A 26820-nucleotide genomic window follows, 5' to 3' on the forward strand; every position below is an offset into this window, starting at 1 on the left:
CGCTCGTACTCGCACTGCAAGTCAGTTCTGCCGCTCGCAATCCGATCGTAGCGTCAAGGCGCAGACATGAAAGACCGCCGCCACCACGGAAAGGTGCGCTCGGCATGGCCGAGATCAGCCATCACGACGCGATCAGTCGCTACCCGGAACTCGCGCAACTCGTTGACCAGAGATGGAGTTGGGAGGAACGCCCGCTCCCTGGCACAAGAGGACCGGTACTCTGGGGAAGCCGACAGGCGAATGCGACACATCTCGCCGCACAGGTGTTCATTTACTCGGCGCATGACGTGTCGGTGTACTGGCGCGAGAACGGAATCGCGCATACCGCGCCACCGGGCGAGCTGAGCACGTTCATCGAATTTCTGGCGTACGGCCGCTAGTCCCGTGCTCGCGAAGCCTCGTGTACCAGCTCGCGATTGAGCGCTTGTAGCCGTCCGGCATGTTCAGGGTCGGCACTTCGTTTTCACTGAACAGCGCGATCTCTTTGTGCTCATGCGAAAGCACCGGGTTCGTATGGCCGATCGGATAGCAGCCGTAGGTCGCGATGAAGACGTGCTTGTCAGCGACGTCGATGTAGTACATCCACGTGTCGAGAATGGGTCCGGGCTCGACGTTCCACTGCGTCTCCTCCAGGATTTCCCTGGCGACGCATTCCTCGGGAGTCTCGCCTACCTCGATTCGCCCGCCCGGAAGTTCCCATTCGTCACGCTCGTTACGCAACAGGAGCACTTCGCCGTCGCGGACCACGACCCCTTTGATCGAGATCGAGAACTCGTTCACCCGGGCTCGCCCTTCCCCGATGGTTTACCGGGTCGTGTAGTTCGGCGCCTCGACGGTCATCGTGATGTCGTGCGGGTGGCTCTCTTTCAACCCGGCCGCCGTGATCCGCACCAGGCTCGCCTGCTGCAGCTCGGCCACCGTGTGCGCGCCGGTGTAGCCCATCGCCGAGCGGAGCCCGCCGGTGAGCTGGTGCACCACCTGCGACAGCGGCCCTCGGAACGGGATGCGGCCCTCGATGCCCTCCGGCACCAGCTTGTCCTCGCTGAGCACATCGTCCTGGAAGTAGCGGTCCTTCGAGTAGGACTTCGCGGTACCGCGCGAGCGCATCGCACCGAGCGAGCCCATGCCGCGATAGGTCTTGAACTGCTTGCCGTTCACCAGGATCAGGTCACCCGGCGCCTCGGCCGTGCCGGCCAGGAGACTGCCGAGCATCACCGAGCTGGCGCCGGCCGCGATCGCCTTGGCGATGTCGCCGGAGTACTGGATGCCGCCGTCCGCGATCACCGGGATGCCGGCGGGCCGGCACGCCTGGTCGGCCTCGTACACCGCGCTGATCTGCGGCACACCCACACCGGCCACCACGCGCGTCGTGCAGATCGAGCCGGGCCCGACACCCACCTTCACGCCGTCCGCCCCGGCCTCCACGAGCGCCGCCGCGCCAGCGCGAGTGGCCACGTTGCCGCCCACGATGTCCACCGAGTCGCCCAGCTCGCGCTTGAGCTTGGTCACCGTCTCCAACACGTTGCGCTGATGCCCGTGCGCGGTGTCCACCATCAGCACGTCCACGCCAGCCTCGGCCAGCGTCATCGCCCGGGTGTGCGCGTCCGGGCCGACCCCGACCGCGGCGCCGCACAGCAGCCGGCCGTCCGGGTCCTTGGTGGCGCTCGGGTACTGCTCGGTCTTCACGAAGTCCTTGACCGTGATCAGCCCGCGCAGCTTGCCGGCGCCGTCCACGATCGGCAACTTCTCCACCTTGTGCCGGCGCAGCAGGCCGAGCGCCGCCTCCGCCGAGACGCCCACCTGCGCGGTCACCAGCGGACCGGTGGTCATCACCTCGGAGACCTTCTTCGTGTGGTCCACCTCGAAGCGCATGTCCCGGTTGGTGATGATGCCCACCAGCGTGCCGTCCGCGTCGGTCACCGGGACGCCGGAGATGCGGAACCGGGCGCACAGCGCGTCCACCTCGGCCAGGGTGTCCTCCGGCGAGCAGGTCACCGGGTCGGTCACCATGCCGGCCTCGGAGCGCTTGACCACCTCGGCCTGGCGCACCTGGTCTTCGATGGACAGGTTGCGGTGCAGGATGCCGATCCCGCCCTGCCGCGCCATCGCGATCGCCATCCGCGCCTCGGTGACGGTGTCCATCGCCGAGGACAGCAGCGGGACCCGCAGCGTGACGTTGCGGGACAGGCGGGTGGAGGTGTCCACGCCGCTCGGCACCACGTCGGACTCCGCCGGCAGCAACAGGACGTCGTCGAAGGTCAGCCCCAGCATCGCGAACTTGGCGGGGATTGAGTCGGCGGTGAGGTCGACGGTCATCGTCGGTGGCAGACCTTTCCTACGGGCTCGGGGAGCGGGATTCTCGGGCCGTTCGGCGTGGAACCAAGGGTCACAACCATGGTATCTGGACGAGAGGTACCCCTGACCCGGTACCGTGGCCGATCGTGTCGCACGATTCGCTGCCACCGGACCCCTTCGCGGGCGACCCGGACGACCCGGCTCGGGCCATCACCGACGAGCCGGAGGAGGACTTCGGGGAGCCGATGAGCGAAGAGGAGCGCACGGAGCTGCTCAATGACCTCTCCGATCTCGCCGTTTACCAGGCACTTCTGGAGCCGCGCGGGATCAGGGGCGTGGTCGTGGACTGCGCGGAATGTCAGGAGCCGCACTACCACGACTGGGATCTGCTGCGCGCGAGCTTGGAGCAGCTGCTCACCGACGGCCGGATGCGGCCGCACGAGCCGGCGTTCGATCCGGACCCGGACGCGTATGTGAGCTGGGAGTACTGCCGCGGTTTCGCTGACGGCGTAACCGCAACAGAATCAGCCCGCTGATCACCTTTGGGGTGACCCACCTACCCGACTTCACGCAGCCGGGTGTGTTGACCGCACCGAGCGCAAACCACGCTGAGGTCGCGATTCATTGTCGAGGGCGGTCGCCCTTACGGTGACGGAGAGACAGAGGGCGAGGAACGAGCCCACTGTCTCGGAGGAGGCGTGACTGAACCACCCACGCAACTCAGCCACCCACACTCGGCACCCAGCCACCCAAGCAAAACGACCACAACCCCGTTCGGCGAAGCCGAACCAGGCGACCCTGCCCTCGATAAAAATTACGGCTTTGGGACGGCGCCGGTCGGCGCGACCGACGAGTCCGATCCGCTTTCCACCTTGTTCGGCGCCACCGCGGGCGCGGGCGGCGATCCGCCGTTCTCCGACTGAGTGCCGCTGTTGGTGCCGTTCGTCGTGTCGTTCGTGCGCGAGTTCGGCGTGGACGACGACTCCGTGGACGGACTGCTCGGCGTCTCACTCGTGGTGGTCGTCGGCGTGGTCGGCGTCGTCGGGCTGGTGGTCGGCGTCGTGGGCGGTGTCGTCGGCGTCGTGGACGTGGGCGGCGTCGTCGGCGTGGTGGGCGGCGTCGTGCTCACCGGCGGCACCACGGGCAGCGGCAGCTGTGCCAGCAGCGCCTCGTGCTGCGTGCGCAGGTCCGCCTGCCCGTCCTGGGTGGACACCTTGGGCAGCGCGATCGCCGCGTCCTTGAGCGCCGACTGCGCGTCGGAGAGCTTGCCCTGCTTGATGGCCTGCTGCGCGTCCCTCAGGTCGGCGCGCACCGCGTGCGCTGCTTCGACCGAGCGCGCGTGCTCGGCGTAGAGAACCTTGGTCAAACCCCAGAGCGTGTCGCCGGGCTGAGCGTCCCGTGCCGCGAGGCCGACGCCGCCGAACACGACCGCGAGGATGGCCGCCGCCGCGGCGACCGGCATGAGCCTGGGTCTGGGCCTTTTCCGGGCGCGTGCGGCCTTCACCGTGGCCACCGCGGTCTGGGTGTCGATCAGCTCGCCGGCCTCATCGGTGTCGACGTCGCGCTTCCACGCCAGCAGCAGCGCGTTCAGCTCGTCGTCGGCCAGCGCGTCGGCCAACTCCTGATCCGAGTGGCTCAGGGTGTCCAGCAGCGCGTCGTCCGCCTGAACCAGCGACAAGTCGACAGGGTCGGTCGGTTCGCTGGCCTGGTGCGCGAGCTGGCGAGGCTCGTGTTCGTCACGCCCGTACCGATCGCTCACTCAGACCACCTCCTCCGCTGACAGACTCTTTCGTAGCCGGGACAACGCTCGATGCTGTGCCACTCGCACCGCGCCTGGTGTCGATCCCACCGCATCGGCCGTCTCCTCCGCGGAGAGGCCCACGACGATGCGCAGCACCACTATCTCGCGTTGCTTGTCCGGAAGGATCTGCAGCAGGTCGGCCATTCGGTGACTCAACTCGTCCTGCATGGCTCGCTGCTCCGGACCAGCATCTTTTTCTGGTTCATCGGGAACATCGGCGACAGGCTCCGACCGGTTACGCGCGGCGGCCCGGTGAGCGTCCGCCACCTTGTGGGCGGCGATTCCGTAGACGAAGGCCAAGAACGGACGACCTTGGTCGCGGTATCCAGGCAATGCCGTGAGCACCGCGAGACACACCTCCTGGGCCACGTCGTCCGCCGAGGCGAACGATCGTTCCTGCCGACCGACACGGGCACGGCAGTACCGCACCACTAGGGGACGAACGGACGCAAGGACTCGTTCAATCGCCTGAGGGTCACCCTCGACGGCAGCGCCAACCGATGCGTCCAGTCCTTCCCCCAATGTGGTCATCGCACACAACAGCCCTGGTGTTACGAGTTCGGCCCATCAACCCGGCATGCCGGGCGAGCGGGGCGCGCACCGGCCCTGCCCACGGTACAGGCCATGACAACCATGCCCAGGTGGGCGCCGGAAGAAAGCCATCGCGGGTGACGGAGGTAACTGCCGCGACGGGCCCGTGGGGCATGTCACAGGCATTCCCTGCCTGCGCAAACGGCCCGGGTGCCGGTGTCGGGGGACACGGCACCCGGGACGCGGGTCTGCGCGAACTCTCGGTCAGGAGACGAGGCCGCGGCGGAAGCCGTGGGCCACGGCCTGAGCGCGGTCGCGCACGCCGAGCTTGCGGAACAGACGCCGCGCGTGCGTCTTCACCGTGTCCTCGGAGAGATAGAGCTCACGCCCGATCTGACCGTTGCTCTTGCCCTGGCTCATGCCGCGCAGCACCTGCAGCTCGCGGTCGGTGAGCTGGACACCGGGGTCGGAGGGCTGACGAGGCGCGGGCACCGAGGTGCTGGCCAGCGTGTGTGCCAGGGCGGCGACGAGCTCCGGGCGGGAGGCGTCCCACCGAAGGTAGCCGCGTGCGCCGCCGGCGATGGCGGCCGCGATGCTGGCCGCGTCGTCGGGCGCCCCGAAAACGATCACGTTGGCCTGTGGGTTGGCGGAGACCAGCCGCCGGGTGGCCTCGACACCGGTCGGCACCGCGCGCTGCGTTCCGACCAGGACGACGTCGACCGGCTGGCGGGAGAAGCGAGCGAGTAGCTCGTCACCGTGCGCTACGCAGTCGATGCGACTAACCCCTGGTACAGCGGACATGACACGGGTCAGACCTTCCCGCACGCTGCGCCGGTCGTCGCAGATCAAGACCGTCGTCACGGGGACTCCTTCCTGCAGCCGAGTGACGTTCCTATTCCCCTATCGGACGATCGGAGGGCGACCTTGACACGATCTGGTGGAAAAAACAGTGAAAATTCGCTCGGATTTCCAGCCAGGTGGGTTCACCTGGTTGGAGCAACCGGTTTCGGTACCCACGGAGAGTCTGCTGCCAGGCGCCGTCCTGCCGGGTCTGTCGCCAGCAGCACGCTCCGTAATACGGCCATCGCCTCGGCGCGGTGACGGTCCGCGTTCTTCGCGTCCACCTCGGCGAGCAGCAGATGTGCCGGCCAGACCAGCGGCACGAGCCCGTGCCGCACTCCCGTCTCCGCGACGTCGTCCAGCAGGGCCCGCGCACGCGCGGGCGAGCCGCCGCGCGCGGCCAGCGCCGCGGCCAGGACGAGGTCGGACTTGACCTGGTGCCGCACGGAGGCGCACGCCCGAGCGCGTTCGACGGCCGACTCGGCGGGCGGGATCGCCGCCTCCGGTGCGCCGGAGGCCAACTCGACCTCCGCGGTGACCCACGCCAGCCGGACGCCGGCGCGCCAGCGGGTGTCGCCGAGCCGCCGGGCACGCGCCAGCATCCGGCGCGCCTCGCCGAGCCGCCCGCCCCCGAGCGCGTCGGCGGCCAGGCCGAGCAGCGCGTCGGACCGGGCGCCGAGCGCGTCGCCGCCGTCCGGATCCCCGCCGTCCGGGTCCTTGGCACCCTCGATCGCGCCGGCGAGCAGGCCGAGTGCCCGCGAATCGAGCACGCGGGCGGCCGCGTGGCCGCCGAGCTGTCGGCGGTGCGACGCGATCGTTGTTGCTGCCAGTGCACCCGTCACCCGGTCGAGGTCACTCAGAAGAGTGATTAACGCTCTGTTGGCCGACGCGTAACTTCCTTGCCCGCCGAGCGCGACGCCGGCCATCCAGCGGGCCCTCCCGGCGGCGGGCAGCGGCGTCACGGCACGCCCTGGCCACGCCCCGAACGCGGCCTCGCGCACGGGGTCGACAGGCGCGGTCACGCCTGCCCGTCGGAGGAGCCGAGGACCAGCGTGCGCACCCGCTCGACCGACTCGCCGAGATCGTCGAGCCGCTCGACCCGGTCGGGCAGGTCCACGTGCGCCCAACCCGGCCCGCAGGCGAACACCCGAATCCGCTGCCGTGTGCGCGGAATCCGTTGGAACACAAGCGGATCAGCGCTGCGCGGCAGCTGCGACCAGAGCGCGACACCGGCCGGCGCGGTTCGCCGCACGGCGGCCGCGAGCGCGTTGGCCGGCAGCGCCGCGCCGAGCATCTGGGTCCCGATCCGCTGGTGCGACAGCGCGGCGTTGAACACGTACAGCGGCAGGCTGTGCTGCTCGTGCGGCACGCAGGCGAGCAGCACCGGACGAGGGTTGGACGGCCTGGTCACCGGCGGTGCGGCGCCGATCATCGCGGCCAGCGTGCACTCGTGCAGCAGGTGTTCCACCTCGACACACTCGCCGGAATGCGCCCACCGGTCGGCCACCGCGGTGAGCACCGGCCGGATCGTGGTGTCCCAGGCGCCGACCACGCCGAGGTCGGCGATCGCGTCGGTGATCAGCTCGTGCACCGCGAGCGCGTCCATGGCCAGTGCCGCACGGCCGAGTCCTCGTGCCCGGACCGATCCGCCGGGCAGCCGCAGCCCGCGCCCACCGGCGCGCCCGAGTGGCGCGTCGAAACCGTCGGAGAGCCCGTCGGCCGGGCCGTTGGACTCCGGCTCGACAGCGGCGGCCACCGCCTTCGCGATCACCGATTCCAGCTCGGGGTCGAACGTCGCGCTGCCGTCCGTGCCTATCTCGACGACGCCCCCGATATCAACCGGAGTCCGTTGCGTGACAAGGGTTTCCGGCTCGCGCACGGCGTCGGCCGCACCGCCGGAGGAGGCCGTCTGTATCGCGTACCTCGCCGCCTCGGCCGGCGAGGCGCCACGCAGCAGGGCCCGCTGCATCAGCTCCAGCTTGGCGATGTCGGCCGGCCCGTAGCGGCGGTGCCGGCCGCTGGTGTGGCCGCTCGGGCCGATGCCGTATCTGCGATCCCAGGTCCGCAAGGTGGCCGGCGCGATCCCGAGTCTGCGTGCGACGGCCGCCACCGACAGGGTCGGCTCGGCGTGCTCGTGCCGCGCCGAGCCCCCGTCGGGTTGATCAGCCGTCGGCTCGGATCCGCCGGCCTGCACCGGTTCCGACTTGGTCGCCACGCCCCCATAGTCCGGTTGCCGACACCGGCCGGCAACTGGATCTCTGAACACGCTCTGTGGCTAGCCAAGATTCCGATCGGCTGAATTGGACCACTATTGGCGCGATCGGTCTTGAACAAGGATTGGCGCGGTTCTACGGTTGTGTCCGTTGCACCAAATGGAGTACAGCTCCACTGTCTTCAGTCGGGGAGGCGGTCACCATGGCGGACACTCGAAGGCTTCCAGGACCCAACGCGGATGTGTGGGACTGGCAGCTCGAGGGCTCCTGCCGAGGCATGGACAGCGCGTTCTTCTTCCACCCGGACGGCGAACGCGGCCCGGCGCGAGCGCGCAGGGAAGCCAAGGCCAAGGCGGTCTGTCAGGCGTGTCCGGTCCTGCAGTTGTGCCGCAAGCACGCGCTTGCCGTACACGAGCCGTACGGCATCTGGGGCGGCCTGTCGGAATCGGAGCGCGACGCGATCATCAAGTCGGAGAAGCGGGCGCTGGCGATCACCGCTTGAGCACGAACGAAGACCACCCCTGACGCCACGGCGCCAGGGGTGGTCTTTTCAGTTGTGCCAATCAGCCGCGCCTTAGGGGAACGTGACGCAGCTCAGCCCCGGTGACAGACCGACCGCACTGTTCGCTGGAACGCGGCCGTACTGGGAAATTCCGGGGAGGCGGACTAGAAGCCGGGGCCGTGCCCGTGGCCGTGTCCATGACCATGGCCATGGCCGCCCGCGTCCGGCTCGTCTTCCTTCTTCTCCACGATCGCGCTCTCGGTGGTGAGCACCATCCGCGCGATCGAGGCGGCGTTGACGACCGCGGAGCGGGTCACCTTCACCGGGTCGACCACGCCGGCGTCCAGCAGGTCGCCGTAGGCGAGCGTGGCCGCGTTGAGGCCGTGGCCCCACTCCATCTCGCGCACCTTGTGCACCACGACCGCGCCCTCGAGGCCGGAGTTCGCCGCGATCCAGTGCAGCGGGGCGGCCAGCGCCTCCCGCACGATCGCCACGCCGGTGGCCTCGTCGCCGGTCAGGCCGAGGCCGCCGTCGAGCTGCCTGGCCGCGTGCACCAGCGCCGAACCGCCGCCGGGCACGATGCCCTCCTCGACCGCCGCACGAGTCGCCGCCACAGCGTCCTCGATGCGGTGCTTGCGCTCGGCAAGCTCGGTCTCGGTGGCCGCGCCGACCTTGATCACCGCGATGCCGCCGGACAGCTTGGCCAGCCGCTCCTGCAGCTTCTCGCGGTCCCAGTCGGAGTCGGTGCCGTCGATCTCCTTGCGGATCTGCTCCGCGCGCCCGTCCACGTCGGCCTTCGCGCCGCCGCCGTCGACGATCGTGGTGTCGTCCTTGGTGATCACGATCCGCCGCGCCGTGCCCAGCACGTCCACGCCGGCGTCGGACAGCTTCGCGCCGATGTCCGCCGAGACCACCTGAGCGCCGGTGACGACGGCCAGGTCGTCCAGGAACGCCTTGCGCCGGTCGCCGAAGTACGGCGCCTTCACCGCGACCGCCTTGATCGTCTTGCGCAGGGCGTTGACCACCAGGGTGGACAGCGCCTCACCGTCGACGTCCTCGGCGATGATCAGCACCGGCTTGCCGGCCTGCGCGATCTTCTCCAGCAGCGGGAGCAGGTCCGCGATCGCGGAGATCTTCTCCCGGTGCAGCAGGACGTAGGTGTCCTCGAGCACGGCCTCCTGGCGCTCGACGTCGGTCACGAAGTGCGCCGACAGCCAGCCCTTGTCGAACTGCACGCCCTCGGTGATGGCGAGCTCGGTGGCCAGCGTCGAGGACTCCTCGACGGTGATCACGCCGTCCTCGCCGACCTTCTCGATGGCCTCGCCGAGCAGCGCGCCGATCGAGGCGTCCCGGGACGCCACGGTGCCCACCTGGGCGATGTTGTCGCGGCCCTTGACCGGGGTGGCCTTGGACTTGAGGTGCTCGACCACGGCGTCGGCGGCCTTGGCGATGCCGTTGCCGATGGCGGTCGGGTTGGCACCGGCGGCGACGTTGCGCATGCCCACGCGCACCAGCGCCTGGGCCAGCACGGTCGCCGTGGTGGTGCCGTCACCCGCGATGTCGTTGGTCTTGGTGGCGACGCTCTTGGCGAGCTGGGCGCCCAGGTTCTCGAACGAGTCGTCGAGATCGATCTCCCGCGCGATGGTCACACCGTCGTTGGTGACGGTCGGGCCACCGAACTTCTTGGCGAGCACGACGTGCCGGCCGCGCGGACCAAGGGTGACCTTGACCGCGTCGGCGAGCTTGTTCACGCCGCGCTCCAACGCCCGACGAGCGTCCTCGTCGAAGCTGATCTTCTTTGGCATGTGCCTTCTCTCTCGTGCCGCGTATGGAAGACGCCCCGGTGCCCCGGGAAGGGGCGCCGGGGCGTCTGTCTACAAAGGACGCTTGTCCGTCAGTTGATGACGGCCAGCACGTCGCGGGCGGAGAGGATCAGGTACTCCTCACCGTTGTACTTGACCTCGGTGCCGCCGTACTTGGAGTAGATGACGACGTCGCCGGCAGCCACGTCCACGGGGACGCGGTTGCCCTTGTCGTCGATCCGACCCGGACCCACGGCCAGGACCTTGCCCTCCTGGGGCTTCTCCTTGGCGGTGTCCGGGATGACAAGGCCGGATGCCGTCGTGGCCTCGGCCTCGCTCGCCTGGACAACGATCTTGTCCTCGAGCGGCTTGATGTTCACGCTCACCGCTGTGACCTCCACGGTCGTTCGAAAGCGTTTGGGCAGTTACCAGTCTCGGCTCCTGCCACCCCGCCGTCGCGGGTGCCGGGGCGGTATCGGTGCCGTCGCTAGCACTCTACCCACGCGAGTGCTAGCCGTGCAACGAGGGTGTCCCCGCAGGTCATCGGGCAACCCGAACGGCTGCCGTCACACGACGGCCCGCGCGACGGATAGACAGAACATGTCCGTTCACCTGAGCCGTGAGCTGGCCGGCCATCTCGGGGAGCTGCGCCACGAGCCGACCCGCAAACACGTGCGCGCCCGCGCCGGCAGCCGGACGCTGGTCGACAGCCGGCGGGCGGTGCTCGTCTGGGAGCCCAAGCGCGTCGTGCCGTCCTACGCGGTGCCCGTCGAGGACGTCAACGCCGTGCTGGAGCCCGCCGAGAACGTCCGCGCGGAGGAGCACCCGGTGCGGCTGGAGGCCGGCGGGCCGCCGGTGCTCGACCCGCGCACGCCGTTCGCCGCGCACACCTGCGACGGCGTCTCGCTGTCCGTGTGCGCCGGCCAGGTGCGGCTCGACGGCGCGGCGTTCCGGCCGTCCGACCCCGACCTCGCCGACCACGTGATCCTCGACTTCTCCGCGTTCGACGAGTGGTTCGAGGAGGACGAGGTGATCGTCGGGCACCCGCGCGATCCGTTCTCCCGCATCGACGTCCGCCACACCTCCACGCCGGTGCGCGTCGAGCTGGACGGGGTGGTGCTGGCCGAGAGCACCGGCGCGCTGCTGCTGTTCGAAACCCACATCCTGCCCCGGTTCTACCTGCCGCGCGCCGACGTGCGCACCGAGCTGCTCACACCCACCGACACGATCACCACCTGCGCCTACAAGGGACACGCGCGCTACTGGGCGGCGCACGTGCACGGGCAGCGATACCTCGATCTGGTGTGGTCCTACGAGCGGCCGCTGTCCGACGCGCGGGACGTGGCCTGGCGGATGTGCTTCCTCGACGAGCGGGTGGACGTGATCGTCGACGGCGTGCTCCGCGAGCGGCCGGTCACCCCGTGGTCGTGATCGCGGAATCCCTGGTCCGTGTCCGGGGTTGTGTCCCGTATGGCGATCAAACTGAGCAGGGAGCGCAAGCGCGTGTACGGCGAGCTGCGCTACGAGCCGACGGCCAAGCGGGTGCGGGCGCGCGCCGGTGACACGACCGTCGTGGACAGCCGTCGGGCGGTGCTGGTGTGGGAGCCGAACCAGTACCGGGCCACCTACGCGGTGCCGGCCGAGGACGTGCGCGGCACCCTCACTCCGGCTGAGGCGGCGGCCGGGGCGCACACGGCCGACGGCGAGCCGCTGTCCATCGAGGCGGACGGCGTGACACTGGCCGGCGCGGCATTCCGGCCGGCCGACCCCGACCTGGCCGGCCTGGTGCTGCTCGACTTCGACACGTTCGACGGATGGCTCGAGGAGGACGAGGCGATCCTCGGTCACCCTCGCGACCCGTATCACCGGATCGACGTCCGGCGGACCTCGACGCCGGTGCGCGTCGAGCTGGACGGCGAGCTGCTGGCGGAGAGCACGAACGCGCGGGTGGTGTTCGAGACCGGGCTGTCGCCGCGGTACTACCTGCCGCGCGCCGACGTGCGCACCGAGCTGCTCACGCCGACCGACACCGCGACCGTGTGCCAGTACAAGGGCACGGCCGACTATTGGGCGGTGACCGCCGCCGGGCAGACCCACCCCGATCTTGTGTGGGCCTACGAGCAGCCACTCCCCGACGCTGTCGAGATCGGCGGCCACCTGTGCTTCTACGACGAGAAGGTGGATCTCTTCGTGGACGGCGTGCGGCGCTGAGGTTCACTTAGACCTCACCCGAAAGTGGGTGCATTGATCACTTGGTCGGTGCGAAGGTGGCCAACAGTTCACCTTCGTCCCGAACGAGGAGGTCTCGTGTCCGCACTCCCACCACAACCGCGCCAGCCTGTCTCGAGACGCGCCGTGCTGCTCGGCGGAGCCGGTGCCTTCGGCGCCGTCGCACTCGGCGCCGGCCTGTCCGACAGCGGCATCGCGCGCGCGTCGTCGTCCAGCGGCGCGGGCGTCGAGCGGGTCAAGGGCCCGTTCTTCAACCTGGGCGTGGCCTCGGGTGACCCGCTGCCGGACGGCGTCGTGCTGTGGACCCGGCTCGCCCCGAACGCGACCGCGGAGGACGGCTTCGGCGGGATGCCGGACAAGCTCGTCAAGGTAGACTGGGAGATCGCCAAGGACGAGAAGTTCACCCAGGTGGTGCAGCGCGGCACCGAGGACGCCGTCCGGGAGTGGGCGCACAGCGTGCACGTCGAGGCGACCGGTCTCGAGGCGGGCACGGAGTACTTCTACCGGTTCCGCGCCGAAGGCGACTACTCCATGGTCGGGCGCACCCGCACCGCGCCGGCCCCGGGCACGCTCGGCGAGCTGACCATGTGCTTCGCCTCCTGCTCGCACTTCGGGCAGGGCTACTTCACCGCGTACCGCCGGATGGCCGAGGACAATCCCGGTCTGATCCTGCACCTCGGCGACTACCAGTACGAGTACACGGCCGGCGACAAGGACGTGCGCAAGGTGCTCGGACCGGAGACCACGGCGCTGGCCGGCTACCGGCAGCGGCACGGCCAGTACAAGACCGACGTCGACCTGCAGGCCGCGCACGCGGTCGCGCCGTGGTTGGTCGTGTGGGACGACCACGAGGTGGAGAACAACTGGGCGGACGAGAAGCCGGAGGACTCCTCGCAGACGCCCGGCGAGAAGTTCCTCCCCCGCCGGCGCGACGCGTTCAAGGCGTACTACGAGCACATGCCGCTGCGCTCGACGTCCCGCCCAAGCGGGATCGACATGCAGCTGTATCGCCGCTACGCGTGGGGCGCGCTGGCCAACTTCCACATGCTCGACACCCGCCAGTACCGCAGCGACCAGGCGTGCGGCAACGGCAGCGTGGTGGTCGACTGCGAGGACCGGCTGGACCCGAAGCGCTCGCTGACCGGGACCGAGCAGGAGAAGTGGATCATCGACGGGTTCAACAACACCTCGGCGCGCTGGGACGTGCTCGGCCAGCAGGTGTTCTTCGCCCAGATCGACCTCACCAAGGGCGGTGACAAGGGCTACAACACCGACGCCTGGGACGGGTACAAGCCCAACCGGGACAAGATCGCCGCCGCGATGGGCGCCTCGAAGGTGCGCAACGGCGTCGTGCTCACCGGTGACGTGCACCGGCACTGGGCCGCGGAGATCAAGGAGACCTACGACGAGCCGGGCTCCAAGGGTGTCGGCGTGGAGTTCGTGACCACCTCGGTCACCAGCGGCGGCGACGGCAACAGCGACGACGGCGCGGACACGCTCAAGGAGAACCCGCACGTCAAGTACCACGCGAACCGGCGCGGCTACATCCGCACGAAGTTCACCGAGAAGGAGGTGCGCGCCGACTACCGCACGCTGGACTACGTGACCAAGGCCGGCGCGCCCGCCAAGACCGCCAAGAGCTTCGTGGTGGCCGACGGCGATCCGACGCTCCACCCCGCCTGACCGGACACCGCGAGTCCCGCGCTCAGACACCCCGAGTCCCGCGCTCTGCACCGTGCAGGGCGCGGGACTCGCCGGTGCGGGGCGCGGGACTCGCGCGTTTCACACGGTGAGGACGATCTTGCCGCGCACCCGGCCGGACTCGCTGAGCTGGTGCGCCTTCGCGGCGTCGGCCAGATCGAGGGTCTGCTCGACGTGCACCCGCAGCGTGCCGGCGTCCACCAGCGCGGCGATCTCGGCGAGATCGGCCCCGGACGGCGACACGTAGAACCGGCGGTACCTCGGATCGCCGCCGCCCTCCGCGTCGTCGCCCACCGCGTCCAGCAGCACGCCGCCGGAGTCCACAATGGACAGTGATCGGCTGCCGTAGTCGCCGCCCACCAGGTCGTAGGCCACGTCCACCGGGTCGATCGCCTCGGTGAAGTCGACCGCCGTGTAGTCGACCACCTCGTCCGCGCCCAGCGAGCGCACGAACTCGTGCTTGTCCGCCCGCGCGGTGCCGATCACGTACGCGCCGCGCGCCTTGGCGATCTGCACCGCCAGATGGCCGACCCCACCGGCCGCCGCGTGCACCAGCACCCTCTGTCCACTGTGGACTCCGGCGACGCCGGCCAGCGCCTGCCACGCGGTGAGCGCGGCGCCCGGCAACGCGGCGGCGTGCGTGTGGTCGACGCTGGAAGGCTTGCGCGCCAAGGCTTCCCCGGGCACGGCGACGTACTCCGCGTACGCGCCGGCGCGCGACAGCCACAGCGCGAACACCTCCTCTCCGGTCCCCTCCACGACGCCGGAGAACTCGAGCCCGAGCCGGAACGGCGGCGGCCCGATCCGGTCCACCACACCCGAGCGCAGCTTCCAGTCGGCCGGGTTCACGCCGGCTGCGCGCACCCGGACGAGCACCTCGCCGTCCGCCGGGACCGGCGGGTCCACCTCGACCAGTTCCAGCACCTCCGGCCCGCCGAGCACCTGTTGATTGATCGCTCGCACGATGTCTCCTTCACTGTCGATCACGTGCGTTTCAGCATGTGTGAGCCGGTATCCGTTGTGAAGAAGGCACTTCTCTGGTACTCAGGTACCTCATGGATACCGTCCAGTCCTACCTGCACGCCTGCCCGGCCAGAACCGTGCTGGAGGCGATCACCAACAAGTGGACCGTCCTGGTGCTGACCTCGCTGCGAAGCAACGGCGGCACCATGCGGTTCAACGAGCTGCGCCGGTTCCTGGACGGCATCACGCAGAAGATGCTGACCCAGACGCTGCGCTCGCTGGAGCGCGACGGCATGGTCCGGCGCACCGTGTACCCGACCGTCCCGCCGCGCGTGGACTACTCGGTGACCGAGCTGGGCACCAGCCTCGGCGAGCTGTTCAACACGTTCGGCGAGTGGGCCAACGAGAACGTGGACCGGATCATGGCCGCGCGCACCGAGTTCGACACCCGCCCCGCCCCGGAACCTGTGAACTAACCGCACTGGTCACGCGTGAAAAGTTGACGACGGGCGGCCGGCCCAGCAGAGTGATCCCCGACCGACTCACCCTGCCCTGTGATGGAGTCGCCATGCGTCGTCTTCCGGTGGTCCTGTCCGTCACCGTCGCGCTCGTGTCCGGCGCCGCGGTCGCCCTGATGCCGACCGCCCAGGCCGCGGAGCCGGGCCGGCAGCAGGATTTCGCCGACGCCGCAAGGGAATTCGGCGTTCCGGAGAGCGTGCTGCTCGGTGTGTCCTACTTGGAATCCCGGTGGAACACCAACGCCGGGACGCCGAGCACGAGCGCCGGCTACGGCCCGATGCACCTGACCGACGTGGCCACCGCGACGGCCGGATCGCACCACGATCACGGCAGCGAGGACCCGCGCGGGGACAGCGCCCGCCCGACGCTGCGCCCCACCGCGCACGGGCACGACACCGGCTCGGACAACAGCTCGCCGTCGCTGCGCACGGTGGACCTGGCGGCCACGCTGACCGGTGACTCCCCGGCCACACTGCGCTCCGACGCGCGCCGCAACATCCGGGGCGGTGCGGCGATCTTGGCTCAGTACCAACGAGAACTCGGCATCGCGAGCGGCAACCCGGCCGACTGGTACGGCGCGATCGCGCGGTACGCGGGCGCCACCGACACGGCGTCGGCCAACGCGTTCGCCGGCGAGGTGTTCGCCACCATGCGGCAGGGTATGGAGCGCGTCACCGACGACGGCCAGCACGTCCTGCTGCGCCCCACCCGGGATCTGGCGCCGAACACCGCGCAACTGGGCCGGCTCGGCCTGCGGCAGACCGCGCGCGCCGAGGTGGAGTGCCCCAGCGACATCGCCTGCGAGTGGATTCCCGCGCCGTACCAGAAGATCGGCGACGGCCCCGGCGACTACGGCAACCACGACAAGGCCAACCGCCCGGCCGACCAGAAGATCGAGTACATCATCATCCACGACACCGAGGGCGCCTGGGACGGCGTGCTCAAGATGGTGCAGGACCCCAAGTACGTGAGCTGGCACTACACGCTGCGCTCCGCCGACGGGCACATCGCCCAGCACGTGCCGACCAAGGACGTGGCGTGGCACGCGGGCAACTGGTACGTCAACGCGAAGTCGATCGGGCTGGAGCACGAGGGCTTCGCCGCGCAGGGCACCTGGTACACCGAGGCGATGTACCGCACGTCGTCGAAGCTGGTGCGCCACCTCGCCGAGAAGTACCGGATTCCCCTTGACCGGCAACACATCCTCGGCCACGACAACGTGCCGGGCGTGACCCCGGACAAGGTCAAGGGCATGCACTGGGACCCGGGCCCGTACTGGGACTGGGCGCACTACTTCGACCTGCTCGGCGCGCCGCTCAAGGGGCGCGGCAACGCCAAGGCCGGGCTGGTGACGATCAAGCCGAACTTCGCGAACAACACGCCGGCGTTCACCGGCTGCGACAAGGACAACCCTGGCGCGCCGTGCCCGAAACGCGGCTCCACGTCGGTCGTCCTGCACACCGAGCCGCGGCAGGACGCGCCGCTGCTGGCCGACATCGGGCTGCGGCCGGACGGCTCGCCGAGCACGATGCACGTGTCCGACCACGGCAGCCGGGTGGAGACCGGTCAGCGGTACGCGGTGGCCGAGGTCGCCGGTGACTGGACCGCGGTGTGGTACCTCGGCCAGAAGGGCTGGTTCTTCAACCCGCCGGGCGCGCCGACCGGCGTGTGGGCCAAGGGTGCCGTGGTGACGCCGAAGCCGGGCCTGGCGAACGTGCCGGTGTTCGGGCGCGCCTACCCGGAGAAGGAGGCGTACCCGACCGGGTATCCGCCGCAGGACATCGTGCCGCTGCAGTACTCGCTGCCGGCCGGCCAGCGCTACGCGGTCGGGCTGGACCTGGGGTCGGAGTACTACTCGGCGACGACGTTCGATCCGGCCGCGCACAAGGTGATCGCCGGCAAGACGCGGTACATCCAGGTGCAGTTCGGGCACCGGGTGGCCTACGTCAAGGCGGACGACGTGCAGGTGCTGCCGTCCGGGCGGTAACCGTCAACTGGCGACGATCATCCCGTTCGGCGCCGTGCCGGTGCGCACGTAGGACGTGGCGATCTTGCGTGCGCACGCCAGCGCGATGTGGTTCTGCACGCCGTGCATGATCGTCACCCGCTCGGCCGCCTTGTCGAGCACGATCTCGCGGCCCGGATCGTCCGGCGCGGAGGAGTAGAAGCGGTAGCGGACGGTGGACTCGTCCTCGGACTCCTTCTCAATCTTCGCCCAGATGGCCATGCGGGTATTCAACACCTCAGGTCACGGTAGGCCAAGCGCCCTTTGCGAATATGCCTGCGTCGCATTGCTCCACAATCACGCCGACATCCCGGGTGATCACCGCTCGCAGGAGCAGCCCGGCCAAAGTCGCGATCAGGCGTGATCACCAGACCGCGCAGGTCTCGAGCCCATGGCTGAAAGTCCACGCCCTCACCCCCTACGTGCGGGGATCCTCCGAGAACAGAGTCGTTAAGCGCGAAAATGCGGCCGCCTGGCCACCAGAAGTGGGATCGGACGGCCGCATTTCTTTCTCAATTATTCAAGTAGCCGGGGTCACTGTCTGTCGAACATGCCGGGGTAAGCCGACCTTCCGTAGTCGTCCGGGCCTAGGAGGAGCTGCATGCCCGACGGTCCGCTTGTCGGCCAGATCATGATCTTGTGCTCTTCCTTGCCGTCATCTGTATGCCTCTTCGGTTTTCGGCTTTGTCGACCTGTGGCGTGAACCCGGACACGATGCCAACCTGGAGTCGCAAGACTTATCGCCTTAAACAACTGGCCATCAGTCGACATCCAATCCACGATCGTTGAAGTCACATACAGGGACCGTTCCGAGACGATCTCCCATCCCGCTTCAAGCTCGTCGGGGCCAACGTCGTGTAGCTCGAGAGTGACGTCTATCGGCCCCCACTCGACTCCGCAGAGAACGGCCATCCAGTTGTCCTCACCGGTGGTCAAGCTGTCCTCTGTTCCAGGGTATGGATGCCCGAGCGGGCGCTGCGGATCGTGGATCCGATATTGACTTTCGGTTACCGCTACAACCACTAGATCACGATCCGGTCGCGCACTACTCATCCCACGACCACCTCCCATCGGGCAAAATGGCCAAAATATAGAACGGATCGCCGGTGAGCATACGGCATATTAGAGTGTACTTCGCGGTCAGTCCGCCTTGAGAGCTATTTGACTCTATAGGAACTTCGCGAGTTGAGTAAGGGAATCCAAGCGAGCCGCCTTCGCGAGCACGGGCGATCGGGAACTCGTCACACGAATTGTCATCGCCAGGGGGTGAGTTCGGGCATGCGTGCCTCCGGTTCGCATCTCTCGTGGCGTCGTCCGCCCAAGTCAAAACGATGCCTTTGGCGGGCCAGCCAGGATTATTGGGAAGCGCGCGCTGGGCATCGTAGACATGCTGCGCGACTAGCCCAACCGTCGGGTAATCGGGTGCGGCGTAGATGAAATCACCCTCCCGCTCGGCAGCGATACAACCAACCGTGGAACCGTAGGCGAGGCGGTCGCATTGGCCATCAACGCCATTGTACTGAGCGATATCAAACTGCAGAGTTTCGTGCGGGGCTCCCACTGACCGCACAACCATCACTGGCCCAATGTACCCGAGCATGCTCACGATGTCTCGCGTACCCGCACCAACTCCGGCCGTTTCGTACTGTTCCCACGCCTGCGTATGTACGGGCTCGCCCAAGGTCAGTCTGAAGTAGTAGGACGTGCCGTCGGATTGACATGGGGCTGGAATCTTCGTGCATCCAGTACTGACTACCGCGTCTGGTCCAGGGAGAACGAGTTCTGTGCCCCACAGAGCCGTCACGCTGATCGCCCCACGCAGAGACCAGTTCACGCTCAGATAATCCCATGCCACTCCGGTCGCGTACTCGAATTGGGCGCCACCGATCTCTTTGACAGGAACGCCGTTGATGACTTCCCAGACTGTGTATCCCCAGCCGACGTTCCTGCAGGAATTCATGCGAAACGGAAGCGCATTGCAATCAGGTTCGCGTCTTGGTGAACGCGAGGCATCCGGACTGACGATGCGAGCCCGGGCGCCGGAGATGGTTCGCGAAGTATCTGCTTTGATCGCGGGCGTCTCGACCCTCGTACAACGGCCGGATGCTCTAGCTGACGTGAGTGACGCACACCCGTCAGTGAGCGCGGCCCTGCGTAGCCTTTCAAACTCATCAGCAGGGCGGTTCATGTCTGCAGGAGTCGGATGCCATGTAGCGTTCTTCCGTCGACTTGTGACCGGCATGTTTCGCTGGCCTGAACTCAATGTAGATTTCGTAAGCCCGTCAGGATTTGCTGCGCCGGGCGAGACGCCGACAGAAATATGCCCGAGCCGTTCCGGGCGCACCGCACCCTGGGCGCTCGGACTCGTCAATAGCGACGCCGCCAATATCGCCAGGACGGTCAGCACCCTCGATCTTACTCGACTGATCCCTTTCACGATTGCAATCTCCTTCACTAATGCACTACACATCAGAGGGAGAACGGCAGGTGTGACAATTCGACGTGCAACGTTCAGTGAACTGAACGTTGCAAATCAGAATCCCCCGATACGACAACAACCCCCAGTTCGTGCCCCAGTGGCCAGAGGTTGACCGGTTTCGACATTAGTTACCTGTCTCGTCAACTACTTTCCGCCAAACGAGTGATTCAGGCCAGCCAGCACGCGAATTGTCAATATCAGCTAAAACGAGACGCCCTCGTCGCGCACATCGACAGCACTTTGAGGCGGTGCGAGCTTGAGCTTGACAGTGGCCAACCAGCGGCGGGATCCCACCCATCGCTCCTCCACCACCGCCGAAGCGATGGTTTACGGAGCGAAAGATTCGTACATTGCCTGGATCGGTGCCCTCGCCAGGAGTCGAACCTGGATCTCCGGCTTCGGAGGCCGGTGTCGTCTCCGTTGGACCACGGGGGCGTTCGCAGCAGATCTATCGTCGGGTACCCACGAGTCGAACGTGGTGTCTTCCGCTCCCGAAGCGGATGGGTTGCCGTCTCCCTCGTACCCGTCTGCGTGTCCCCGCGAGGATTCGAACCTCGGACCTCGGCGTTCGTAGCGCCGCACTCTGTCCACCTGAGCTACGGGGACCCGTGGCCGCGCGCGGAGCCCCCATCTCGACGCGCGCGGCCAGGTGACCTGTCGAGGTAGCGGCCGACAGGTCCAAACGTGCCGGAATTCCGGCACACGTCACTCTGGAATTGTTCAGAACCAGCAGCAGAAATTGACGGCGACCCATTTTCGGGCGCGCCGAATAGAAGAAGCCGCCCTGTTCGGTCTCCCGAAGGGCGGCTCCCGTTCATGCCTCACTGAGAGGTCATATCGGGGAGCCTCGGCCGCCCAGACGCAGGCGCAGCCGCAGGTCAAGCGGCCATGCGGCAGCGACGGCGCCGTGCTGGCGTCGCGCCGGTACCGAGTGCCGATTGGCATTCATGACTGCCTCCTGTGTCGCTGTCGGCGTCGACTATGACGGAATGACGATCGCCGCGCAACCCATTTCCGGCGATTCACCGCGGATCGGTGACGACGAATTGTTCCAGTCGCAGTTCCGCCGAGTTCTCCTCGGTGAGCGTGAACACGCCGCCGCGCCGGTCAGCAGGCCAGCCAATCCGCGACGCGTGCTCGACGATCAACCGGATGTCGGCCGGCGTCGGGTGGCTGACATCGGTGGCGCTGCCCCACGGCCCCGCACCGGCGGTGGACAGCAGACCGGCGTCGAGCCGGCAGCCGTTCTTGTCCGCCCACACTCGGACGCGCACACAGCGCTCGCGCCCCGGTGCGGGCAGGTGCGCGATCTCCGCCGTCCACGCGAACGACCTGTCGCCGACGTGCAACGTGCGCAATCGGGTCCTCACCGGGTCGGTCACCCCTTATGGTCGGTCCATGTGCGTCTCCACGGGACCGGCGAGCTTCACGTCCACGATCCTGTTCGCCGGCCGCAGACTCCATCCTCGGCACGGCCGCGTCGAGGTGCTCGGCTACCAGAACACGGCGATCAACCACGCCGACGGGCCCAACGCGATGATCCTGCACGTGCCGGCGGTGCGACTCACCCAGGAGCAGTTCGTCCCGGTCGGCCGGGACACCACCGTACTGACCGCGATGACCGAGGCGCTCACCCCGGCGGCGGCCGGCGGCATGGACTGGATGAGCGCGCCGGCGTACTCGCGATCGGTGACGGTGTTCGAGCACGACGTGTACACCGTGGTGCTGGCCGACGATCCGACGCTCGTGCCGGCCGCGCTGGACCGGGTGCCGCAGGCACGCCGCCCGCACCTGGACGAGGCGCTGTTCTCCTTCTACGCCAACGCTTTCCCGCTGCACACGATCGTGGTGTGCTGCTTCGACAACGCGGACGCGAAGCGCGCCAAGCCGCTGCTGCTGTGGTACGAGCCGATCGATCCGAGCGTGCTGACCGTGCCGGCGATCGACTGCCACACCGGCGGCCCGCCCGACCTGGACGCGCTGGTGCGGCCGGATCACTGGGTGGTGTTCGGCACCGACGAGGCCGGCCCCGGCTGGGGCAGCCGGGTGGACTACCCGCCGACGATGCGCGCCGCGCTGCGCGAGTTCCTGCCGGACGAGGTGATCGGCGCCGAGTTCGCCGGCGGCGCGCTGCCCAACGGCGACTTCTCGCTGGCGCACGACGACCTGCTGCGCGGCGACCTCGGCGCACTCACCCGCACCGCGCCCGACCGCGCACCGGTGCAGGTGTACCGCTAGCTACACCGACACGACGCTCACCGGCAGCGCCGGATCGGCCGACAGGTCCAAAGTGGACGGTTGAACGCCGGCCGCGACGACGTGCGCGCCGAGTGCCGCGATCATCGCGCCGTTGTCCGTGCACAGGCGCGGCCTGGGCACCCGCAGCGTGATGCCGGCCTCGTCGCATCGCTGCCGCGCCAACGCTTTCAGCCGCGAGTTGGCCGCCACACCGCCGGAGACCACGAGCGTGCCGATGCCCAGATCGGTCGCGGCTCGCACCGCCTTCGCGGTCAGCACGTCGGCCACCGCCTCCTGGAACGACGCGCACACGTCGTCCACCGGCACCGGCTCGCCGTTCGCCTCGCGCGCCTCCACCCAGCGCGCCACCGCGGTCTTCAACCCGGAGAAGGAGAAGTCGTACTTCGCGTCGCGCGGCCCGGTGAGCCCGCGCGGGAAGGCGATCGAGTCGGACCCGACCTGAGCGGCGCGGTCGATCGGCGGCCCGCCCGGGTAGGGCAGCCCGAGCACCCGCGCCACCTTGTCGTACGCCTCGCCGGCCGCGTCGTCGATCGTGAACCCGAGCTCGGTGATCTTCGTGGCCAGGTCGTCCACCCGCAGCAACTGCGTGTGCCCGCCGGACACCAGCAGCGCCAGGCAGGACGAGGGCAGCGGCCCGTGCTCCAGCGTGTCCGCCGCGACATGGCCGGGCAGGTGGTTCACCCCGTACAGCGGCACGTCCAGCGCGGCGGCGTACGCCTTGGCCGCGGACACCCCGACGAGCAGCGCGCCGGCCAACCCCGGCCCGCAGGTCACCGCGATCGCGTCCACGTCGGACAGCGTGATTCCCGAGTCGGACAGCGCGCGCCGCATGGTGGGCACCATCGCTTCGAGGTGCGCCCGGCTGGCCACCTCCGGCACCACGCCGCCGAACCGGGCGTGCAGTTCGACGCTGGAGGCCACCTCGTCGGCCAGCAACTCCATCGTGCCGTCGTCGGCCAGCGCGACGATCCCGACGCCGGTCTCGTCGCACGAGCTCTCGATGCCCATGACGATCTTGCTCACGGGGTGCTCGCCTCCTCGGCGGGCCGCCGCGCGGGGCGCGCCATCGTGTAGGCGTCCGCGCCGGACGGCTGGTAGTACTTGCGGCGCAACCCGATCTGGTGGAAACCGTGCGCCTCGTAGAGCCCGATCGCCGCCGCGTTGTCCGTGCGCACCTCCAGGTACACCGGCGCGTTCACGTCGTCGGCGACGCCCAGCAAGGCGCGCAGCAGCAGGGTGCCCACACCGCGACCCTGCCACTCGGGGTCCACGCCGAGCGTGTTCACGGTGCCCTCGAAATCGGGCGCGCGGCCGACCAGCGACAGGCCCGCGTACCCGATGAGCTGCTCACCGCTGTACGCGCCGAAGTACCGGTTGCCCCAGTCCAGCTCGGACTCGAACGCCGCCTCGCTCCACGGATCGTCGCCCGCGAACAGGATCCGCTCCAATTCGGCGCACCGCGTCAAGTCCTTACGCCGCAACGGTTTCACGCTGATCATTGCGGCGTCACCCGCTTGCGTGCGCCCGGCTCGACGGCGTCCGGCCTGCGCAGGTACAGCGGCGTGAGCGGGCCGGGTGTGGCACCGGCGAGCAGCTCGGCGGCGACGGCGGCCACCAGTCCGGCCGGCGACGGGTGCTCCGGACCGGCCACCTCCAGGCCGAGCACATCGGCGTACAGCCGCGCGCCGTAGCCCGCCGCCCGAGTCACACCGCTCGTGTCGAGATCGGCCGGCCGGCTCACCGACGGACCGGAAACCCGCGCGCCGCCGGCGTCGTAGGCCGCCCAGTAGACCTCCTTGCGCCGAGCGTCGGTGATCACCAGCGCCGGGCCGGACAGCTCCGCGGCGATCGCGTCCAGGCTGCACACCGGGTACACCGGCACGTCCAGCGCGTGGCCGAGCGCGCCCGCGGTGACCATGCCCGCGCGCAACCCGGTGAACGGGCCCGGCCCGACGCCGCACGCGATCGCCTCGACGTCGGCGAGCGACAGGCCCGCCTCGCGCAGCGCGTCCAGCACGTGCGGGGTGAGCAGCTCGCCGTGCGCCTTCGCGTCGACCGTGACCCGCTCGGCGAGCGTCTCCGGCGGCAGGTCGGCCTCCAGCCGCACCACGCCGGCCGTGACCGCGGGTGTCGCCGTATCGACCGCCAGAACCAGGCCGCGCCTGGCAGGCCCATGGTCGCGGGATTCGCGCCGAGATGGCCCCTGGCTGCGTTGTCGAAAGGCCCGAGTACGTCCAGTACGAGGGCCTTCCTCCGCCTTGCCAGGAACCATCTCGTTCACGAATCCCATCGACCGAGGCCTACCACGCACGACCTAGCACGATGGTCAAGCTTACGAGGTCGAAAGCTTGCCACCGCAGGCGCCGCGCGCCAGTGTCACGCACGGAGGTGATCCGGGTGCTGCTACCCGAGTTGCGCGAGCCGAGCGCGGACATCGCGATCGAGTTCGGCGAGGTGTCCCTGAGCTACGCCGACCTGGCCACGGCGGCCCGCGTACTGGTGCCGCTGATCAGCGAGGCGCGGCGGGTCGCGGTGTGGGCGACGCCGACCCCGCAGACGTGCGTCGCGGTGGTGGCCGGCCTGCTCGCCGGCGTGCCGGTGGTGCCGGTGAACCCGAAGATCGGCGAGCGAGAGCTGGCGCACATCGTGGCGGACAGCGAGCCGGAGATCGTGCTCGCCGGGCCGGACGAGGAGCTGCCGGACGGGCTCGGCGCGGTGCGGCGGGTCACCGTCGACCTGACCTCGCGCGAGGTCGGCGCGCTGCCCGACGAGCCGGACCCCGAGTCGCCCGCGTTCGTCGTGTACACCTCCGGCACCACCGGTCCGCCGAAGGGCGTGGTGCTGCCCCGGCGTGCGGTCGCGGCGAGCCTCGACGCACTGGCGATCGCCTGGGAATGGACCGCCGAGGACACGATCGTGCACGCGCTGCCGCTGTTCCACGTGCACGGGCTGATCCTGGGTGTGGTGGGCCCGCTGCGGCGCGGCGGCGCGGTGCACCACCTCGGCCGGTTCTCCACCGAGGCGATGGCGGCCGAGCTGGCCGAGACCGGCGGCGTGATGTTCGGCGTGCCGACGATGTACCACCGGCTGGCCGCGGACTGCGAGCGCGATCCGCACCTGGCCAAGCAGGTCAGCATGGCGCGGCTGCTGATCTCCGGGTCGGCCGCGCTGCCGGTCGTCGACCACGAGCGGATCACCACGGCGACCGGGAAGCGGGTGATCGAGCGGTACGGCATGACCGAGACGCTGATGATCTGCGGCGTGCCGGCCGGCGCCGCGCGACCCGGCTCGGTCGGCCCCGCACTGTCCGATGTGGACGTCCGAGTGCTGGACGAGAGCGGCGAGCCGGTGCCGGCCGACGACGCGACGGTCGGCGAGATCGAGGTGCGCGGGCCGAACCTGTTCGCCGGGTACCTGAACCGGCCGGACGCCACCGAGGAGTCCTTTGTGGACGGATGGTTCCGTACCGGCGACATGGCCACCGTGGACGGCGAGGGCTATCTGCGGATCGTGGGCCGCAAGTCCACCGACCTGATCAAGAGCGGTGGGTACAAGATCGGCGCCGGCGAGATCGAGAACGCGTTGCTGGAGCACCCGGCGGTGGCCGAGGCGGCGGTGACCGGCGAGCCGGACCCGGATCTCGGAGAGCGGATCGTGGCGTGGGTGGTGGCCGAGGGCGAGGCGCCGGACCCCGACGAGCTGGCCGACCACGTGGCGCGGCTGCTGTCCCCGCACAAGCGCCCTCGGGTGGTGCGGTTCCTGGATGCGTTGCCGCGCAACGACATGGGCAAGGTGACCAAGCGCAAGCTGGCTCCCTGAGATCAGCCCACCCGGTCGGCGAGCGTGCCGGGCAGCGCCGGGAGGTCCAGGTGCGCGGCGAGGAACCGCGCCCGGTCGGCCTGCGCGGCCACGTCGTAGGACGCCTCGTGGCCGGAGTCGTACCAGTGCAGCTCCTTGGGATCGCTGCCCGCGTCGAAGAAAGTCTGGTACTCAGCCGCGGTGACCCCGATGTCGAACCGGGCCGCCTGGAACAGCGCCGGCGTCCCGGCGGCCTCGCCGACGAAGTGCACGGCGTCGTACGGGCTGATCTCGGCGAGCAGCGCGTCCAACTCGTCCGGCGGTGTGGTGGCCCGGCGCGCCTGCCACATCGGGTGCTGGCTGTCCCGGATGTGGAAGCTGAGCCCGGACATTCCCACCTCGTACACGAAGCACTCGAAGCGGCGGTCGATCCCGCTCACCACGGCGGCCATCATCGCGCCGGCGCTGTGCCCGACGCAGCCGAGCCGCTCGGTGTGCCGGAGCAGGATGGCCGCGCCCCGGCGAATGGCGAAGATCGACTGTCGGATCATCGGCAGCAGTTCGCCGGAGGCCTGGAACGTGACCGGCAGGCACAGGCCGATCCCGCCGGCCTCGGCCAGCCGGATCGCCTCGGCGAGAAAGGCGCCTCGGCCACCGGTCGAATGCTGGAAGACCACGCCCGCGCGCGGCGGCGTGTCCACCGGTGAGACCAGGTACGCGTCGACCGGATCGCCTTCGACGTTGTCGAACCGGCACTCGGCGATGGCCACTCCCGGCCGCTCGGCGACCGGTGTCACGACGACGTCGTAGGGCGCTTCCGCGTCGTAGCTCAGGTCCGGCACGGACATCGGCGCCTCCTCTCGGCTGATCACAACATAGCGCC

At 69.2% G+C, this 26820-nt stretch carries 28 protein-coding genes and 2 tRNA genes; 10 read left to right on the forward strand and 20 right to left on the reverse strand.

From position 1 onward, the window contains the following. The first annotated feature begins 104 nt into the window (after window positions 1-104). Window positions 105-380, forward strand: coding sequence for a hypothetical protein (locus tag EV193_RS19890; RefSeq protein WP_130345670.1), 276 nt, complete (start codon window positions 105-107; stop codon window positions 378-380). Here EV193_RS19890 and EV193_RS19895 read toward each other — a convergent pair. Further along, window positions 352-780 carry an NUDIX hydrolase gene (locus EV193_RS19895; protein ID WP_130345671.1) on the reverse strand — a complete coding sequence of 143 codons (429 nt, stop codon included), beginning with the start codon at window positions 778-780 and terminating at the stop codon, window positions 352-354. The two genes, EV193_RS19890 and EV193_RS19895, sit on opposite strands and share 29 nt — an antisense overlap. A gap of 24 nt (window positions 781-804) precedes the next feature. Further along, entirely contained in the window at window positions 805-2316 is a 1512-nt protein-coding gene (gene guaB, locus EV193_RS19900) for an IMP dehydrogenase (protein WP_130345672.1), read from the reverse strand. 125 nt (window positions 2317-2441) lie between these two features. On the opposite strand from guaB, the gene EV193_RS19905 reads away from it, so the two are divergent. Beyond that, window positions 2442-2831, forward strand: a complete 390-nt coding sequence (locus EV193_RS19905; protein ID WP_165401423.1) for a DUF5319 domain-containing protein — start codon at window positions 2442-2444, stop codon at window positions 2829-2831. Between the two features lie 278 nt (window positions 2832-3109). On the opposite strand, the gene EV193_RS33420 is transcribed toward EV193_RS19905, so the two are convergent. From EV193_RS33420 to EV193_RS34150, 5 genes are all read right to left on the reverse strand, one after another. Next, window positions 3110-4054 carry an anti-sigma-D factor RsdA gene (locus EV193_RS33420; RefSeq protein WP_165401424.1) on the reverse strand — a complete coding sequence of 315 codons (945 nt, stop codon included), beginning with the start codon at window positions 4052-4054 and terminating at the stop codon, window positions 3110-3112. After that, window positions 4055-4627: a sigma-70 family RNA polymerase sigma factor gene (locus EV193_RS19915; RefSeq protein ID WP_130345673.1), complete on the reverse strand. Its 573-nt coding sequence runs from the start codon at window positions 4625-4627 to the stop codon at window positions 4055-4057. It abuts the gene before it with no gap. Window positions 4628-4891: 264 nt separating this feature from the next. Then, on the reverse strand, window positions 4892-5488 hold the full coding sequence (locus EV193_RS19920) for a response regulator transcription factor (RefSeq protein ID WP_130345674.1): 597 nt from the start codon (window positions 5486-5488) through the stop codon (window positions 4892-4894). A gap of 122 nt (window positions 5489-5610) precedes the next feature. Then, complete coding sequence (locus tag EV193_RS19925) at window positions 5611-6489, reverse strand: hypothetical protein (RefSeq protein ID WP_207222718.1); 879 nt, start codon at window positions 6487-6489, stop codon at window positions 5611-5613. Continuing rightward, window positions 6486-7577 (reverse strand): MerR family transcriptional regulator, encoded by a 1092-nt coding sequence (locus EV193_RS34150; protein WP_242613530.1) that lies wholly within the window; start codon window positions 7575-7577, stop codon window positions 6486-6488. Before EV193_RS34150 ends, EV193_RS19925 begins: the two co-directional genes overlap by 4 nt. A gap of 305 nt (window positions 7578-7882) precedes the next feature. Between EV193_RS34150 and EV193_RS19935 the strand changes: the two genes are divergently transcribed. Then, entirely contained in the window at window positions 7883-8182 is a 300-nt protein-coding gene (locus EV193_RS19935; RefSeq protein ID WP_130345676.1) for a WhiB family transcriptional regulator, read from the forward strand. Window positions 8183-8346: 164 nt separating this feature from the next. Here the strand turns inward: EV193_RS19935 and groL are convergent, their stop codons facing one another. Next, window positions 8347-9987 carry a chaperonin GroEL gene (gene groL, locus EV193_RS19940; RefSeq protein ID WP_130345677.1) on the reverse strand — a complete coding sequence of 547 codons (1641 nt, stop codon included), beginning with the start codon at window positions 9985-9987 and terminating at the stop codon, window positions 8347-8349. An 89-nt stretch (window positions 9988-10076) separates the two neighbouring features. Beyond that, a complete protein-coding gene (gene groES / locus EV193_RS19945; protein ID WP_130345678.1) occupies window positions 10077-10370 on the reverse strand; it encodes a co-chaperone GroES in 294 nt (97 codons plus the stop codon). Between the two features lie 214 nt (window positions 10371-10584). Here groES and EV193_RS19950 point away from each other — a divergent pair, with 214 nt between their 5' ends. The 3 genes from EV193_RS19950 (at window position 10585) to EV193_RS19960 (ending at window position 13896) form a co-directional block, all read left to right on the forward strand. After that, complete coding sequence (locus EV193_RS19950) at window positions 10585-11415, forward strand: DUF427 domain-containing protein (protein ID WP_130345679.1); 831 nt, start codon at window positions 10585-10587, stop codon at window positions 11413-11415. 39 nt (window positions 11416-11454) lie between these two features. Continuing rightward, the gene (locus tag EV193_RS19955) at window positions 11455-12195 is read left to right on the forward strand and encodes a DUF427 domain-containing protein (RefSeq protein WP_130345680.1); all 741 of its coding nucleotides are present in this window, start codon (window positions 11455-11457) and stop codon (window positions 12193-12195) included. A 96-nt stretch (window positions 12196-12291) separates the two neighbouring features. Next, window positions 12292-13896 (forward strand): alkaline phosphatase D family protein, encoded by a 1605-nt coding sequence (locus EV193_RS19960; protein ID WP_130345681.1) that lies wholly within the window; start codon window positions 12292-12294, stop codon window positions 13894-13896. 99 nt (window positions 13897-13995) lie between these two features. Here EV193_RS19960 and EV193_RS19965 read toward each other — a convergent pair whose 3' ends face one another. After that, window positions 13996-14877, reverse strand: a complete 882-nt coding sequence (locus EV193_RS19965; protein WP_130345682.1) for an NADP-dependent oxidoreductase — start codon at window positions 14875-14877, stop codon at window positions 13996-13998. A 92-nt stretch (window positions 14878-14969) separates the two neighbouring features. Between EV193_RS19965 and EV193_RS19970 the strand changes: the two genes are divergently transcribed. Both EV193_RS19970 and EV193_RS19975 read left to right on the forward strand, forming a co-directional pair. Further along, window positions 14970-15353 (forward strand): winged helix-turn-helix transcriptional regulator, encoded by a 384-nt coding sequence (locus tag EV193_RS19970; protein WP_130345683.1) that lies wholly within the window; start codon window positions 14970-14972, stop codon window positions 15351-15353. A gap of 92 nt (window positions 15354-15445) precedes the next feature. Continuing rightward, complete coding sequence (locus EV193_RS19975; protein WP_130345684.1) at window positions 15446-17383, forward strand: N-acetylmuramoyl-L-alanine amidase; 1938 nt, start codon at window positions 15446-15448, stop codon at window positions 17381-17383. A 3-nt stretch (window positions 17384-17386) separates the two neighbouring features. On the opposite strand, the gene EV193_RS19980 is transcribed toward EV193_RS19975, so the two are convergent. The 6 genes from EV193_RS19980 to EV193_RS20000 form a co-directional block, all read right to left on the reverse strand. Beyond that, window positions 17387-17623: a hypothetical protein gene (locus tag EV193_RS19980; protein WP_130345685.1), complete on the reverse strand. Its 237-nt coding sequence runs from the start codon at window positions 17621-17623 to the stop codon at window positions 17387-17389. Window positions 17624-17935: 312 nt separating this feature from the next. Then, window positions 17936-18337 carry a hypothetical protein gene (locus EV193_RS33780; RefSeq protein WP_207222719.1) on the reverse strand — a complete coding sequence of 134 codons (402 nt, stop codon included), beginning with the start codon at window positions 18335-18337 and terminating at the stop codon, window positions 17936-17938. A 109-nt stretch (window positions 18338-18446) separates the two neighbouring features. Then, window positions 18447-19871: a NucA/NucB deoxyribonuclease domain-containing protein gene (locus EV193_RS34770; RefSeq protein WP_130345686.1), complete on the reverse strand. Its 1425-nt coding sequence runs from the start codon at window positions 19869-19871 to the stop codon at window positions 18447-18449. A gap of 372 nt (window positions 19872-20243) precedes the next feature. Continuing rightward, window positions 20244-20315: transfer RNA gene (locus tag EV193_RS19990), tRNA-Arg, on the reverse strand. A 97-nt stretch (window positions 20316-20412) separates the two neighbouring features. Next, a tRNA-Arg gene (locus EV193_RS19995) sits at window positions 20413-20486 on the reverse strand. A gap of 416 nt (window positions 20487-20902) precedes the next feature. After that, window positions 20903-21250: an integrase gene (locus EV193_RS20000; protein WP_130345687.1), complete on the reverse strand. Its 348-nt coding sequence runs from the start codon at window positions 21248-21250 to the stop codon at window positions 20903-20905. A 28-nt stretch (window positions 21251-21278) separates the two neighbouring features. Here EV193_RS20000 and EV193_RS20005 point away from each other — a divergent pair, with 28 nt between their 5' ends. Further along, window positions 21279-22118, forward strand: coding sequence for a hypothetical protein (locus EV193_RS20005; protein ID WP_130345688.1), 840 nt, complete (start codon window positions 21279-21281; stop codon window positions 22116-22118). Here EV193_RS20005 and tsaD read toward each other — a convergent pair whose 3' ends face one another. From tsaD to tsaB, 3 genes are read right to left on the reverse strand one after another with little or no spacing between them, the layout of a single operon-like run. Then, a complete protein-coding gene (tsaD, locus tag EV193_RS20010) occupies window positions 22119-23162 on the reverse strand; it encodes a tRNA (adenosine(37)-N6)-threonylcarbamoyltransferase complex transferase subunit TsaD (RefSeq protein WP_130345689.1) in 1044 nt (347 codons plus the stop codon). After that, on the reverse strand, window positions 23159-23635 hold the full coding sequence (rimI, locus tag EV193_RS20015; RefSeq protein WP_130345823.1) for a ribosomal protein S18-alanine N-acetyltransferase: 477 nt from the start codon (window positions 23633-23635) through the stop codon (window positions 23159-23161). Before rimI ends, tsaD begins: the two co-directional genes overlap by 4 nt. Then, window positions 23635-24249 carry a tRNA (adenosine(37)-N6)-threonylcarbamoyltransferase complex dimerization subunit type 1 TsaB gene (gene tsaB, locus EV193_RS20020; RefSeq protein ID WP_242613516.1) on the reverse strand — a complete coding sequence of 205 codons (615 nt, stop codon included), beginning with the start codon at window positions 24247-24249 and terminating at the stop codon, window positions 23635-23637. Before tsaB ends, rimI begins: the two co-directional genes overlap by 1 nt. Window positions 24250-24536: 287 nt before the next feature. On the opposite strand from tsaB, the gene EV193_RS20025 reads away from it, so the two are divergent. Then, window positions 24537-25958 carry an acyl-CoA synthetase gene (locus EV193_RS20025; protein ID WP_242613517.1) on the forward strand — a complete coding sequence of 474 codons (1422 nt, stop codon included), beginning with the start codon at window positions 24537-24539 and terminating at the stop codon, window positions 25956-25958. A 2-nt stretch (window positions 25959-25960) separates the two neighbouring features. On the opposite strand, the gene EV193_RS20030 is transcribed toward EV193_RS20025, so the two are convergent. Beyond that, window positions 25961-26785, reverse strand: a complete 825-nt coding sequence (locus tag EV193_RS20030; RefSeq protein WP_130345691.1) for a prolyl oligopeptidase family serine peptidase — start codon at window positions 26783-26785, stop codon at window positions 25961-25963. Window positions 26786-26820: the final 35 nt, after the last annotated feature.

Origin of the sequence: Herbihabitans rhizosphaerae (genome assembly GCF_004216555.1) — a bacterium.
GTDB classification, from domain to species: domain Bacteria; phylum Actinomycetota; class Actinomycetes; order Mycobacteriales; family Pseudonocardiaceae; genus Herbihabitans; species Herbihabitans rhizosphaerae.